At 58.7% G+C, this 14,132-nt stretch carries 10 protein-coding genes; 3 read left to right on the top strand and 7 right to left on the bottom strand.

The features are described 5' to 3' along the window. Positions 1 to 30: 30 nt before the first annotated feature. Both BLQ92_RS06005 and BLQ92_RS06000 read right to left on the bottom strand, forming a co-directional pair. Positions 31 to 1,377, bottom strand: coding sequence for a 2-hydroxycarboxylate transporter family protein (locus tag BLQ92_RS06005; RefSeq protein ID WP_090682529.1), 1,347 nt, complete (start codon positions 1,375 to 1,377; stop codon positions 31 to 33). Between the two features lie 380 nt (positions 1,378 to 1,757). Then, positions 1,758 to 2,252 carry a hypothetical protein gene (locus BLQ92_RS06000; protein WP_244106086.1) on the bottom strand — a complete coding sequence of 165 codons (495 nt, stop codon included), beginning with the start codon at positions 2,250 to 2,252 and terminating at the stop codon, positions 1,758 to 1,760. Between the two features lie 1,874 nt (positions 2,253 to 4,126). On the opposite strand from BLQ92_RS06000, the gene BLQ92_RS05990 reads away from it, so the two are divergent. Then, positions 4,127 to 6,496, top strand: a complete 2,370-nt coding sequence (locus BLQ92_RS05990) for a YjbH domain-containing protein (RefSeq protein WP_244106087.1) — start codon at positions 4,127 to 4,129, stop codon at positions 6,494 to 6,496. Positions 6,497 to 6,517: 21 nt separating this feature from the next. Further along, entirely contained in the window at positions 6,518 to 7,243 is a 726-nt protein-coding gene (locus tag BLQ92_RS05985) for a hypothetical protein (RefSeq protein WP_090682522.1), read from the top strand. Between the two features lie 122 nt (positions 7,244 to 7,365). Here BLQ92_RS05985 and galU read toward each other — a convergent pair whose 3' ends face one another. Then, complete coding sequence (gene galU, locus BLQ92_RS05980) at positions 7,366 to 8,250, bottom strand: UTP--glucose-1-phosphate uridylyltransferase GalU (RefSeq protein ID WP_090682520.1); 885 nt, start codon at positions 8,248 to 8,250, stop codon at positions 7,366 to 7,368. A 574-nt stretch (positions 8,251 to 8,824) separates the two neighbouring features. Then, the gene (locus tag BLQ92_RS05975; RefSeq protein ID WP_090682518.1) at positions 8,825 to 9,835 is read right to left on the bottom strand and encodes a GlxA family transcriptional regulator; all 1,011 of its coding nucleotides are present in this window, start codon (positions 9,833 to 9,835) and stop codon (positions 8,825 to 8,827) included. A gap of 591 nt (positions 9,836 to 10,426) precedes the next feature. Between BLQ92_RS05975 and BLQ92_RS05970 the strand changes: the two genes are divergently transcribed. After that, positions 10,427 to 10,894, top strand: coding sequence for a GDP-mannose mannosyl hydrolase (locus tag BLQ92_RS05970; protein WP_090682516.1), 468 nt, complete (start codon positions 10,427 to 10,429; stop codon positions 10,892 to 10,894). Here BLQ92_RS05970 and BLQ92_RS39235 read toward each other — a convergent pair. The 3 genes from BLQ92_RS39235 to BLQ92_RS05960 form a co-directional block, all read right to left on the bottom strand. After that, positions 10,841 to 11,158, bottom strand: coding sequence for a hypothetical protein (locus BLQ92_RS39235; protein WP_143016515.1), 318 nt, complete (start codon positions 11,156 to 11,158; stop codon positions 10,841 to 10,843). The genes BLQ92_RS05970 and BLQ92_RS39235 overlap by 54 nt on opposite strands. A gap of 47 nt (positions 11,159 to 11,205) precedes the next feature. After that, positions 11,206 to 12,615 carry a UDP-glucose dehydrogenase family protein gene (locus tag BLQ92_RS05965; protein WP_090682515.1) on the bottom strand — a complete coding sequence of 470 codons (1,410 nt, stop codon included), beginning with the start codon at positions 12,613 to 12,615 and terminating at the stop codon, positions 11,206 to 11,208. A 61-nt stretch (positions 12,616 to 12,676) separates the two neighbouring features. Further along, positions 12,677 to 13,912, bottom strand: coding sequence for a glycosyltransferase WbuB (locus BLQ92_RS05960; protein WP_090682513.1), 1,236 nt, complete (start codon positions 13,910 to 13,912; stop codon positions 12,677 to 12,679). Positions 13,913 to 14,132 lie beyond the last annotated feature (220 nt).

The raw sequence follows: 14,132 nt of genomic DNA, 5'->3' as shown, positions 1-14,132 counted from the left end.
CGACCTCGCTGTAAAGAGGGTCTCGCTAGGCTAGAAAACGTGCGACAGGACAATCAGCACGGTCGTGACGGTGATCGCTCCGCCGATGCGCGTCGCGATCTGCGCGAACGGCATCAGCGTCATGCGATTGGCCGCGGTCAAAATGGCGACATCGCCGGTACCACCCTGGCCGCTGTGGCAGGCGTTCACAATGGCCGCGTCGATCGGATACATCTTCATCCAATGTCCCACCAACGCACCGATCGCCATCAGCGTCGCGACCGTCGACACGATGGTGACAAGGGTCGCCAGGGTGAACGAGGCCATCAGCTTGTCCCATGGCGTAAGCGATACGCCGATGGCGAACAGCAACGGATAGGTCACCGCCGTGGAAAAAAACTTGTAGACCACATAAGCGCCCTGCTGCAACTCGGGCGACACTGCTTGCGTCAGCTTCACGACCACGGCAATGAACAGCATCGCGACGGGCGCCGGCAGACCGAAAATCCGCTGGCACAGAATCCCCACCACGTAAAGCGTCAAGGCGGTGATGCCCGCCGCGGCGATATGGGTGACATCCATGTGCCCTGAGATCTCTTGCTGGGCAGGATCCATCTCGTCGTGCTCGCCGGGCTGCAAGCGCCCTTCACCGGTGAAACGCGGGTATCGCTTGCCGACGAAATTCAAGGTGCCGGCGAAGATGATCGCCGCGAGGCTGCCGAGCATGACCGGCGGCAGCACAGTGGCAAACAGGATTCCCGGATCCTGATGCAGGATGCCTGCGTAGCCGACCGTCAGCGGAATGGCGCCTTCGCCGACGCCACCGGCCATGATTGGTACGACGATAAAAAAGAACGTGTGATAGGCGCCGAGACCCAAGATCGTGCCGACAGCGGTGCCCACGGCGCCGGCCACAATCGTGCCCACGCCGAGCGGCACGAAAATCTTGAGGAAGCCCTTGATCAGGACTTGCCGGTCCATGCTCAAGATGCTGCCCACAATAATGGAAGCAATGAAGAGGTAAAGAAAATTGGTGGACTTGGTGAAGTCGATCGTGACTTTCACGATCTGCGCCGGCAGCAACTTGTAGTACACCAGGGCAGACGGGATAAAGGTGGCAAAGATGGCGGCGGCGCCGATTGCGCGGATGACCGGAATGCGCTTGCCGATCTCGGCCAGTGTGAAGCCGAAGAACGCGAACATCACGATTACGAGCGAAATCTCGTTCGGCAGCTTGTTGAGGTAAACCAGTCCGGCGATGAGAGCGCCAGCAATCACGTAGATCGGCAAAGGAATGATGCCGATGCGGATTTCCATCAGCCGCCACCATCCTTCGGGCCAGAAGGCCTGCTTCTTCGCGTGATTGGGCGGTAGAGGCGTGGAAGCCGCTGTTTTCATCAATGTCTCCGTTGGCTTCACGGATGTCTCGAACGGCTACCTGCTTGCTGACACGCCGCCGGCATCTGGCCGAATACGGTCGCTGCACCGCCAGAGGTGTTCGGCTTGCACCTCTGAGGTCTCACGCGAATGACTTCGTCACCGGCAATCGAGGGTCGCGCCCTTGACGGGTGCTATCTATGCCGGGAGTCTTGAACCAGTTTATATTCAGCCCGATGCCGCCTCAAGGCATGATTGACGCAGGTGATCGCGCTGCACATGGGACAAACCCTGGCTACGATGCAACGCAACATGGCGCCGATGCTGATCCCCCGCCCCTCCACGGGATGAGGATCACAACGAAATCGCCGTGAGCGGGCAGATCGTGAATCCGCGCCGGGTTATGGCCGGCTTCCGGCGGAAGGCAAGCCAAGAATGATCTGGGCGACGCACAAGCGGTAAATCTCCACCACCGCTGGAGCCTTATAGTCGAGATGCAGGTGATCTAAAAACGCATCTCCTAAGGTTTTGGCGTCGAAGCTCATTGACGAGGTTCGCATGACAAGTTCTGCCACACCTTGAGCCCGGCTCGCCAGCGTTACACGCTGCAGCAAGTCAAAGTCGCCGCCATTGAGATGCAGCCAGAGATGCGTAGACTCCACCACATGCTCTGTCGCGAGCCACTTGCCGGTCAGATAACGCTTGATGAGTTGCGACACCACGAGATAGGTCAGGAGTTCGGCCTGCGCACCAATGTTGGGATAAGTTGACCGCGGCATAATAAATTTTGGCGTCGGACCGAGTTCAACCGTATCCAGATGCTCCCATCCTTGGCTTACATAAGGACACCTGATAAAACGATTACTGAGATCACAGAACAGGCAGAAGCGGTGCAATCAAATCAGATCCGATACGGCACCTAATGAAAACACCATGACATAAACAGCAGAACTCCGATTACGACGCATACCCAGTCAGAACCATTCATAGAACGCAAAACAGATCGGCATGCGCGAAGTCGCCTGAAGAAAAAAAGCCTGCACGCACCGAGGAGCGGCAGGCCCAAACCCCGAAGGGGCGCGGACCGGTTCTGCCACACCTCGGAGCGCCGAGGCGATCATAGGTCGAAAATACAGCGTGACCGCGTCAGTGGCGGAACAGACCAAGCTGTTGACTGAACGCGACAACCCGCAAAAAAGACGGCCGCCTCAGTAACGAAGGCGGCCGCATGGAACATTCTCCATGTTCAACGCGAGAGCGGGGACTCTCGAAACGACAGGCTATCACCATGAAGCTAATTGCTTCCGCCAAAACTTTGACCGATTCGGTCGATCTTAATTTTTCAGTACTTTTATGTACCTTAGGAATTCGAATCAAATGCGTTGCAAGTCATCTATTCATGGCGATTTCTTTGTAATCCTTGGTACGAGGCGCCGTATTTAACTCGTAGTGTCGTGCCCGGGAAGCAAGCAAAAAAAAGCCTGCCGGAGGGTTTGCGGCAGGCTAACCTTCGAGGGATTTGCAAATCAGAGAGACCCTCGAATGGACCGAGGTAGAGTTTAGGTTGGAAAGACCGTACAGCCCCCTAAAGTGGCGGATAGGGCCAAGCTGTTGACTGAACAGGACCAAGGCTTGTGGAACCGCTTCTCTCGGCTGCAGCGCACCCCGCCCTCGGTGATATCGACATCCGAAATGAATCGAATGGATGCGCGTTCGATTTCTCAAAACTGAGACACGCAGTCAAGCCTCGCTAAAAAAGCATTCAAACTTACGCCGGTCCAGCGACGACTTCGCCGTCGATCTGCCAAGCGTCACCGCCCCGCGGACAATTTCCACGCGCTATTCATCGTGGGCGTTACCGAGATTGCCTGCCACGTTACCGACTGCGTATCGCGGCCGACTGGCGAAACTCTGCCGCCGACACCTTGGGACAACGCCAACCGGATATCGCCAGTCATCAACGGAATACCAGGGCCAGGCACGAGATGATGCCAACTGGGAGCACTACAACTGAGGACCACCCCATTAGCTTCATTGCGCTTTTCAAGGCAGCGTCCAATGACCCGCCCGGTCCCCGGGAGCGGAAACCAAAGCTAACCAGCCGGTTGACATGTTTCGTCACGATCCATGCCGCGTGGATAAGCCTCAAGAACAGATAGAGCGCGATCCACGCAAAGCAAAACGTCGAAAGCGTCGATAAAGCGCTACTCATACAGGCTCCGTGCCCTGTTCCGCTCGCCAAGATGAGCGGCTCTATCGTGCATTGCCGTCGCGGCACTGGAACGCGAGGACATGCGCAATCGAATATTCCATCTTTAACAGCCTGGTGTTTGCCAAAACAATGAAGAATTACGCCAATGCCATGATCGGCCGACCCGAGAATCTACCGGCTCTCGGCGTGCTGCAGTCGCCAACATCAGGTCGCATTCGGACACCCGGTGGCGGAAGTTTTAATCGTTCTATAGGATCGACCTCAACGACTAAACCTCCGTACTAGAGACTCGGACGTTGCAGCAATAAAAGATGTGATGCGAGCCTTCAGGATAGCGAAGCAGTGTCGATTGGTGAATGACGCCTGAGACTTCGTTAGAGAGAGTGCCGCGCTCGCCGTCGCCAGATGCGCCAGAACGCTTGTGGCCGCGCCATCCCAGATTCAGTCAGTCGGGTCAACCCGAAACCGCTCAGGCGGATTCCGTTTGTATATCAAGCGGGATCCGGATTTCCTACGCCCGTCAAAGGGTTCGTCACCCAAGAAAAAGGATCCTGCAGCTTGCGCACAAATCGGCCTCAATTCGCCCCGCAAGCGCTGGCACTCGGCGCTGCACTTGCATTTTCCGCGTCGGCGCATGCGGTCGATCCGGCGTTAAGCTCTCTCGGGCAGGCAGGCGGCCTGGTCATTCCCTATGCATTCGCATTGCCTCAGGGCGTTGGCGAAGCGCAGTACAACGATTACATCGACCCTCGCTACGGCAAGCAGGCGACGAGCTCCCAGATCTACTGGGGTGCGTTCGGGTTGCTGCCTTATGTAGAGTTGGCGGGCGGCCTGGCAAACTATCCCGGGGATGTACCGCCGCCATTCCCCGGCGCGGACCACATCATCCTTCGTCACCTGATGGCCGACGTCAAACTGGAAGTGCCGCAGTTCTTCAAATATCAGCCGGCGATTGCGTTCGGCATGACCGACATCGGCGGTCAAACACACTTCTTTCGCTCCAGGTACGCTGTGGTGTCGCAGCCCTTCGGGCCGCTCAACCTGACCGTGGGCTATGGGCAAGGCGACCGGCTCGATGGCCCGTTTGGCGGTGTTCAGTTGTCGCTCTGGAATACCGGACTATCGCTGCTGGCGGAGGACGACTCGAAGACGCCTTACGTGGGCGTGCGTTATCAATCGCCCCGCATTAGCTGGCTTGCCGACGCAAACGTCATCGGTACCGTGACGCGCGCGGTCCGATCGACGGATGGCGTATCGCCGCGCACCTCGGTCTCGGTGGGAATTCAGATACCGTTCGGCAAGCGCTTCAGTCCACAGCGCTGCGAGAACGGTCTGTGCGACGAGACTCACACACAGGTTGAGCAGGGACCAACCGATGCGGATGCCGGTGCAGCGATTTTGCTGCGTAGCTTGCCGCCGCCGCGCCAGGTGGAAGTGGCAGACCACCCGAACGACCCTTCCCAGGAAGCGATTTCGTTTGTACCGCCGCTTCAATCCTATGCGTCGGTCGCCGTGGCCGATGCCTCCCCTGCGGCGCCCGCTCAGCACACGCCGGTCATTCCCGAGCCGCTGGACACCTCGGCGCTCGATGCAATCGCCGCGCAACTGTTTGCCGCGGGCCTCGAACGGGTGCGCGTCGGGATCAGCGGGCAGGATCTGATCGTCGAGTACGAGAACCACCGCTACAACCAGAACGAAGCTGACGCGCTTGGCATCGTCCTGGGCGTTGCGACCATCGACGCACCGCGCAGCATCGAGCGAATTCACGCGGTCATCAAGAAGGACAATCAACCGCTTGCCGACGTCTCGGTCGATCGTGAAGCCTATGCGCAATTCCTTGCCGGCGGGACACCTGCAGCGGCAAGTGCATCGATGACCATGCATATGCAGCGGACCTATGACGCGGACTCGATCGCATGGCATGGAGATGATCGGCGCCACGGTCTCACGCGGATTCAGATCGTGCCGGTTACGAGCTATCTATACGGCACTGAGTACGGAAACTTCGACATTTCTCTTGGGGCGAATATCCAGGGGTTCGTTCCGCTTTGGCGAGGTGCCGAGTTGTACGCTAGCTATATTGCGCCGGTGTACAACACCAAGAATATGGACGACGGCCGTGTATTCAGCCAATACCGCCTGCGCGGCGGGCTATCCACTGCGGCGTTGACGCAGAGTTTCTGGGTCATGCCGCAAGTCCTGAACGTGGCGGCGGTGGGCAAGTTCGACTACGACTACCTTGGAATCGAAAACGAAACCACGGCGTTCGTTCCAGGCCGCCCAGACATCGTCCGCCTGCGCCTCGCCTATCTGCACCAGGAACCAGGTCAGGACACGCTGGCGCATGAAACGAACGCCTTGCTCAGCTATAGATGGGTGCAGCCTGCGTGGAATCTATGGATCGAGGCTGGCGTAGCGCGCTATGTCGGAGGCGACAAGGGGCCGTTCATCACGTTCACGCGCTGGTTCGACGATGTACAGATCAGCGTATATGGCGAACATAGCGGCCGAGGTAGCTTTGCGGGTGCCGGCATCAGCTTCCCGCTCACACCCCGCCAAGGCATGAAGCCCGGCATTACCCAGGTCTACGGCGCCGAAGCGTTTGCGCTCGATTTCCGCACCCGCGTTGGCTCGACCAACTACCTGACGTCTGATGCGGCGCAGAACCTGAGCCTCCCGTATAGCACCGACCAATATCTTCTCAACCAGGCGCGCTTCAGCGCGGGGTATTTCGCAACGCAACTCTACCGAATGCGCGACGCGTACGACCGCTATGCAAAACCTGATGGCGCCCCGTCGAAACCGGAGCGATCTGGCGAGCCAATCGGTCCTTCCGCTGCCACAACAGTGGCGCAGCCCGATAGCTGTGAAGCCGGTTTGCAGAGCGTGACGAAAACGCAGGCTCAGCCGCCTGCCAATTGTGAGTGACTTTACTTTTGGAGAGAAATCATGAAGCTATTTGACGCCTGCACGCGGCGCACGCTGCGGTACGGATCGATTGCGCTGGCAAGCAGCGCGCTCATCGCATGTGGCGGAGGTGGAGGTAATCCCACTGCAACCATCCAGGGAACGGCAGCGGTCGGCGTTGCGTTGGCCAATGCGAGTATCCAGATGAGCTGCAAGAGCGGCTCCGCCACCACGACTACGAATTCAAACGGAGCCTTTTCGGCTACGTTCAAGTTCAGCGGCCCATGCCTGCTGACCGCTACATTCGGTTCGCTCTCACTCAGCTCATTTGCTTCCGGTTCCGGGACATACAACATCACGCCGCTCACGCAGGTGCTGCTGAGCTACCTTGCCGGGCAGCTCGGCACGACGCTCAACGGTTTGCTTGCTGGCATCACGACCAATACCACCTACCAGAACGCGCTGACGAATAGTACGGTGATAGCCAACGCAGAAAACGCGGTGGCGCAACTGATAAAGAGCGAGTATGGCGTAACGCTATCGACGAACTCGTTCCTCACCGTCTCGTTCACCCCGGGGCAACCTGGCGCGGATGCCGATCTCGACAGTCTCCTCACGGCTGGAGCGATTACGAGCGCTGGCCAGCCCGCCGCCGCGCTTCTGGCTGCGGCGCTTGCCGCAGGTACTGCCGCGCCGATCTCAGGTGGCGGCGTGACGCCGACCGGTGGTACGGGGGGAACGGGGGGAACGAGTACGCCGCCGGCCTGAACGGGACATACGCTGCCCCCCGCAACGACCCGGACGTTTGCCTGCCGCCCCTCTGGGACGCGCAGGCTTTTTTATTGCCAGGCCCGAGCCGCAACCTGGCAGCGCCGCAGTAAGTCTATCGCTTAACCAACCTGCGGCACGCCCAGATGCTCCTCCAGGTAGGCCCTGAAGGCGGCGCTTACTTCCGGATGGCGCAGCGCAAACTCCACGGTGGCCTTCAGGTAGCCGAGCTTGCTGCCGCAGTCGAAGCGCGTGCCGTGATACTGGTACGCGAGCACCTGTTCGTCGGCGAGCAGCGACTGGATCGCGTCCGTCAACTGCAGTTCGCCGCCGGCGCCCGGCTTGAGCGCACGCAGATGTTCGAAGATTCGCGGCTTGAGCACATAGCGGCCGACCACGCCCAGGTTCGACGGCGCAACTTCGGGCGCTGGCTTCTCGACAATACCCGACATCTTGATGATCGACTCCTCCCATCCCTTACCATCGACGATGCCATACGACGCAGTCTCCGAGTGCGGGATCTCTTCGACGCCGATCACCGAGCTGTGATAGTGATCGAACACATTGATCATCTGCGCCATGACAGGCGGCTCGCCGTACAGCAAGTCGTCCGCGAGAATCACCGCAAACGGGTTGTCGCCCACCAGCTTCTCGGCGCACATCACCGCGTGACCTAGGCCGAGCGCCTCAGGCTGACGCACGTAGAAGCAATCCACATGACTCGGCTTGATGCTGCGCACCAGTTCGAGCAGCTTGGCCTTGCCGCGCGCTTCGAGTTCGGCTTCGATCTCGTACGATTTGTCGAAGTGATCCTCGATGGCCCGCTTGCTGCGACCCGTGACAAAGATCATTTCGGTGATGCCAGCCGCCATGGCTTCTTCAACGGCGTACTGGATCAGCGGCTTGTCGACGATCGGCAGCATTTCCTTCGGGCTCGCCTTGGTGGCAGGGAGGAACCGGGTGCCAAGACCGGCTACTGGAAATACCGCTTTTGTAACTTTCAGCATATGAGATCCCAAGTGTCATTGAAGAAACTGGCACAGAAGAATGAAAAAAGCCTGCTCTCCTGAGGGAGGGCAGGCTCAAGTTCCGAGGTACATCTGCTCGCCCTTCGGACCTCGTACCTGTGCCGGCCCATCAGACGACCAGCAGACACGATAGCCTTGCCATAATCCATGTAACCCGGAGTGGCGGAAACGATCCTTATTTTGGCAATCGAACACGCGCTGCAGGGGCTCCCCTCTTACCGAAACCGGAATTGTGTTCATTTTTCTCTCGATATAAGCCCATTCCGGCAACCCGAGCTACACAGTTTTTCGAAATCGCAATCGTTTGCGAACCTCGAATTATGCTATTTCGATTCATTTCGTCCGCCCTCCGATTTATGCGTTTACATGCAACATTCCTTATAGAAATATATGCAAATCTTGATCATTTATTTTGATTGCCATCGATTCATATAAGCGTATCATTCGGCGCGATGAACGACTCTGCAACACCACATCGAATGACGCACAAATCGTAATCGGCATTCTTTACGGCCGCTAAACCGTGATTAACGCTGCGCGGCCCCTGCTGCGACTACACGCTGATGGTGCGCTTGCTCGCGCGGTATTCGGTCGGCGTTGTCGAAAGATGTTTGCGAAAGAGTTTCGAGAGCCAGCCACCTCCCCCAAGTCCGCAACGGCGAGCGATCTTGTCGACCGGCAGATCGGTTTCGACGAGGAGGCGGCAACACATGTCAAGTCGCACGTAAGACAGATACTCGGACGGTGTTACGCCCATTTCTATCTTGAAGCGGCGCAGGAAGTTTCGCTCGCTCATGGCGGCAACCTGCGCCGCCTCCTCGATCGCAATCGGGCGGTCGCCATTCGCTTCCAGCCACTTGATCGATGCCTGGATCTTCTCGCTCACGTAGGTAGGCGCATTCTCGCGAACCGTCGCCGTAAAGCGCGTCTGCTGAGGCCGCGGCAAGACATGCTCGGTAATCTGGCGGGCAACTTCAACGCCGAAGTCCTCTTGAACCAGCGCCAGGGCACTTTGCAACGGACTCGCGTATTCCGTCGAGGCACCCAGCTCGGGAGGACTGTATTGGGACGTTTTCGGTGCGCGCGCACCCCATGACGGGGCGCTGCCGCCACGTCCGAACCCGGCGGCTTCGAGCAGCCATCGCCCTTCGCCAAGCGGGACCACCAGCCCGCTGCGCGGGCATTCCCGGCGCAGCCAGTCTGTCAGGCGCTCATCGCGTACTGCATTGCGAACCCCACCTCCGCCGCCGATAAATAGCGCGTGGAACCCGTCCGCATAGCGGCGCGCCTCGACGCCTTCCGTCCAGACGAACACCGAAGACGAACTGTCGACGCGGCCACCCGCCGCCGACAGGAGACTGACCTTGTAACGCATCTGGCCGCTCACGGCGCTCTCCTCGTCCGTAAGCGCATTCGCCGACTGGAATATTTCCAGAACCGTGGCCGCCTCCGGCAGCGCAAAGCCACTAAACAAGACTATTCCAATGTTTCTCACCGGTCGCACGTCCCGCAAGAGGGGGCGTTGCTCCACGCTGTTATTGTGAACCGCCTCAAAGCACTCCATCAGTTTTCCCCGGAAATTGGTGGGCATTCCAGCTTTCTTTGAACTGGATTTATTAACAGAATTTATCCTACAAAAGAATCTACCCTATCTTTATGTAGTGGCGGAATCTGCCAACATGTTGGCGGATTCAATCAACGTTGAAGATGCATGCAATTTGAATGTGGAGACTATGGCAATTCCCCAGATTCGTGCACCGCAGAAAGGAAGAGAAAGATAAGCAAACGAATTCTCACCCGATTCAGCGACTATCAAAAATAGCATCGAAATTCGCTAAAAGTGCGGTAGGCGATGGCATTCTACGTGCACAAAAGCGACTATCCAGCTGACGAGTGCCACTCAGGAGCCGCACATCTTATGCGGATCGACACACAACGGAGCAACGAAGCATCACTGCATGGTCTGCTATATGCAGGGGGTGCCTGAATGCAGGGCGTGTCCGAAAACGCCAACCTCGAGCTGAAGATAGCGCCTCCTCCGGCCAGACCGCCATCTGTCGTAAGCCGAAATTACCTTGTCGGGTTTCGCCAGGCCTCGCACAGGTCAGTTCGCTTCGGTCACGATGCACGCTGGCCGGACCATCCCTGCGTTCCCATGCTTCCAACCGAAAAATTCCTGCAAACTGTCGACGCCACCCCTCTGGTCGCCATCGATTTGATTATTCCAAACGCGAACGGCGCATATCTGCTTGGACACCGCATCAACAAACCCGCGCAAGGGTTCTGGTTCGTGCCGGGCGGTCGCATCCGCAAGAACGAACGCCTCGACGACGCGTTTCGCCGCATTGCACGCGATGAACTCGGCCGCGCAGCTGTCGAGCGAAGCGACGCCGATCTTGTAGGGGTATACGAACACCTGTATGACGACAATTTTAGCGGGCAACCCGGCATCTCGACCCACTACATCGTGCTCGGCTACAAGCTACGCCGCCCGATTGACCTGGAAAATCTGCCTAACACCCAGCACACCGCCTACCGCTGGGCGACCGAGGAAGAAATCGTCGCCGACTCAAGCGTTCACTTGAACACGCGAGTCTATTTTGGCGAGCCCCTGCCGCGCTAGGCCAAGCTTCCCCTGCTCCTCACGATCAGCAGCAGCCGTGATCGCAACGTTGGTCGCCTCGCACACGGCGCTTAAACGCGCCAAGTCTTTCTCGCTAGCCGGCAATGCCTCGCAGGCGCCTTTAACTAGCGCGAGATAAACCCGCGCGCTGTCTGAAGCAACCTTGCCGTTTGCCACGTCATCTCGATGTGCCCACAGCAATTTCACGGTTGCTTCGACAAGCTCGCTGGTTTGCTCCTCTATGCTGGACAGATTATTCGGCATCGGTCTCTCTTGAGTGAAAGTATGCTGGATCATGTAAGAGCCGGCGCTTACCCCTGCGCGACGAGCAAGGTCTGCACGGCATCCCCGACGCTCGGCACATAGGGCCGGCCTACGCTGTAGTACTCGATCCCCAGCTCCGCCATAGCAAGCGGCTCATACAGGTTTCGCCCGTCAAAGATCAACGGCTCGCTCAGCGCCTCGGTCAGCGCGCTAAAATCCGGGCTCTTGAATACCTTCCATTCGGTGACGATCACTAGCGCATCGGCGCCGTCCACACTCTCCTCTTGCGTCTTCGCAAACGACAGTCGCGAGTGCGCCTGCGGAGCATCGCGCAGGTCGAGCGCGAAAACGCGTCTTGCTTCGTCAATCGCCACGGGATCGTAGGCGCACACAGCTGCACCACGCTTGAGCAGCCCGCTCACCAACTTGCGGCTCGGCGCCTCGCGCATGTCGTCGGTGTCCGGCTTGAACGCCAGCCCCCATACCGCGAAGGTACGCCCTGTCAAATCCGCGCCGAGCCGACCGGTAATCTTGTTGATCAGCACGTCCTTTTGGTCCTCGTTCACCGCCTCTACCGCCTCGAGAATGCGCAAAGCCTGACCATACTCGGCGGCAGTCTGCACGAGCGCGCGCACGTCCTTGGGAAAGCATGAGCCTCCGTAGCCGGCACCCGCGTACAGAAAGTCGTAACCGATCCGTGGGTCCGAACCGATACCACGACGTACCGATTCGATATCGGCCCCGACGCGATCCGCGAGATTCGCGAGCTCGTTCATAAACGAAATCCGGGTCGCCAGCATGGCGTTCGCCGCGTATTTGGTGAACTCGGCAGAACGGACATCCATGTAGCGTGTACGTTCGTGGTTGCGGTTAAACGGTGCATAAAGCCGCTTCATCTGCTCGCGAGCGCGCTCGCCAAGCTCGTCTATATCGCTGCCAATGACGATACGATCCGGTCGCATGAAGTCGTCTACCGCGGCACCCTCCTTAAGAAACTCGGGGTTCGAGACGACCGAAAACTCATGGCGCGCGCCGCGGCGCGTCAACTCGCTGGCAATCGCGTCATGCACGCGCTGCGCGGTTCCGACCGGAACCGTGGACTTGTCGACCACCACCTTGAAACCGTTCATATGACGACCGATGCTTCGCGCTGCAGCCAGCACGTATTGCAAGTCGGCCGAACCGTCTTCATCAGGCGGCGTACCGACCGCAATGAACTGCACATCGCCATGCGCAACGCTTGCTGCGATATCGGTGGAGAATTGCAGGCGCCGGCTGGCACGATTTCGATCGATCAGTTCCTTCAAACCGGGTTCGTGAATCGGCACGCCCCCGCTGTTAAGGATGTCGATTTTGCGTTGATCAACGTCGAGACAAAAGACGTCGTTACCAATTTCCGCAAGACATGCGCCAGTGACCAGACCAACGTAGCCGGTGCCGATAATGGTGATCTTCATGTTGCCCTTTGTAATGAGAAGACGCTTGCGATTCCAGAAGTCCGAACGCCGCGCCAGATGTCTAAGTGTCGGAAGTCCCGGCGCGCAACGCACACAACTTCGCCTCGAATTCACGCAGGACGGCGTCGCGCGAGAGCACGGCCTGGGCGAACTCGCGACCTGCCTTGCCGAGACGCGCGCGTTCGGCCGAGTTGCCGGCCAGTCTTTCGATCGCCAAGGCCAGCAAGCTCGCATCTCCCGGCTGCACCACCACGCCACGAGGGGATACGGCTTCGTACAATTCAGTGCCAGGGCTAGCCATTGCTATCACCGCCCGGCCGCTTGCGAGCATGCCAGTCAGCTTTGATGGCATCACCAGATCCGCCGCGTCAGCGCGCTGGGGCAACACGTGAATGTCGGCCAGATTCAACAGTTCGTTCAACCGGTCAAGCGGTTGCAGGTCGATGAAGCGACAGTTGCGCAAATTGCCGCATATCGCTGTGATGGCCTCCCGCGCCGGACCGTTGCCGCAGAACACAAAGACTATGTCGTCGCGCTGGGCAAACCCAATTGCGGCCGCCGCGAGCACTTCAAGGCCCTGTTTCGCGCCCATGTTTCCCGAGTAAAGGACCACTGTTGCAGCGTCGGGGATATTCAGTTCGTCCCTCATCCTGCTATGTCGTCCAAGCGGATAAATCGACTCGGTGTCCGCCCAGTTCGAGAAGCGCACCACCTTGCTTTGCTCGACCCCCTTACGTAGCGCGTGTTCAACCATCTTTCCCGAGATCGTAGACACGGTATCGAAGCGCTTGAGCAGCATCCGCTCCAACGCTAGTGCCGTACGCTTTAACAGCGAGCCTTTGAGCATGCCCAAACTGAACGCAGCGTCTACCTCGTAATCCTGAATATGCAGCCACGCATACGCGCCTGTCAGCCGGGCAACCAGCCAGCCGGCGGGTGCGTTCATCAAGCTCGGCGCGATGCAGACGACCACATCCGGCCGCCAGAACGCGTGACGCAACAGTATCGGGAAGCTCGACAACGCAAAACTCGCCAGGTGGACAATGCGCCGCGCCCCCTTCGGCTGCGCGGGTACCCATAACGGCGTACGCCAGATATGCACGTCGTTGCGCTGCTCGTTCGCGTAGCGCAATGCAGAGAATCCCTTGGCGACACGCCATTCGGGGTAATACGGGGGCGCACAAACGACGCGCACCTGATGACCGGCCGCGGCGAGCGTTTCCGCCATCTCGGCGCTGTATTTGCCGATCCCGGTAAGCTCCGGCGCGTAGTTGATGCCGTATAGGAGAATCTTCATTGGCCTCCAGCGCGATAACGCTGCAAATGCTGCAGTGCATAATGCACTGTATCTTCTGCGATGCGCATCTCACTGGGCCGCCATGATATTGGTCGAGTCCGCCAATCGTCGTAGCTACCTGTCGGGGATGCCGCTTCGTCGAGCGTGGAGACAACGGCGCCCTCGTCGCGGCCTCGAAGATCTCTCAGCTCGACTAACGAAATGTGACTGACAATTCCGC

This window comes from Paraburkholderia phenazinium (assembly GCF_900100735.1).
Taxonomy (GTDB): domain Bacteria; phylum Pseudomonadota; class Gammaproteobacteria; order Burkholderiales; family Burkholderiaceae; genus Paraburkholderia; species Paraburkholderia phenazinia.
Note: the sequence above shows the minus strand (reverse complement) of the source record. Positions and strands in the feature narration are given on the sequence as shown.

Excerpts from the sequence above, each read along its gene's own strand:
- BLQ92_RS05970 (WP_090682516.1), top strand. The coding sequence starts at position 10,427 with ATGCTTCCAACCGAAAAATTCCTGCAAACTGTCGACGCCACCCCTCTG.
- BLQ92_RS05965 (WP_090682515.1), bottom strand. The coding sequence starts at position 12,615 with ATGAAGATCACCATTATCGGCACCGGCTACGTTGGTCTGGTCACTGGC.
- BLQ92_RS05975 (WP_090682518.1), bottom strand. The coding sequence starts at position 9,835 with ATGGAGTGCTTTGAGGCGGTTCACAATAACAGCGTGGAGCAACGCCCC.
- galU (WP_090682520.1), bottom strand. The coding sequence starts at position 8,250 with ATGCTGAAAGTTACAAAAGCGGTATTTCCAGTAGCCGGTCTTGGCACC.
- BLQ92_RS05960 (WP_090682513.1), bottom strand. The coding sequence starts at position 13,912 with ATGAAGATTCTCCTATACGGCATCAACTACGCGCCGGAGCTTACCGGG.
- BLQ92_RS39235 (WP_143016515.1), bottom strand. The coding sequence starts at position 11,158 with ATGCCGAATAATCTGTCCAGCATAGAGGAGCAAACCAGCGAGCTTGTC.
- BLQ92_RS05985 (WP_090682522.1), top strand. The coding sequence starts at position 6,518 with ATGAAGCTATTTGACGCCTGCACGCGGCGCACGCTGCGGTACGGATCG.
- BLQ92_RS06005 (WP_090682529.1), bottom strand. The coding sequence starts at position 1,377 with ATGAAAACAGCGGCTTCCACGCCTCTACCGCCCAATCACGCGAAGAAG.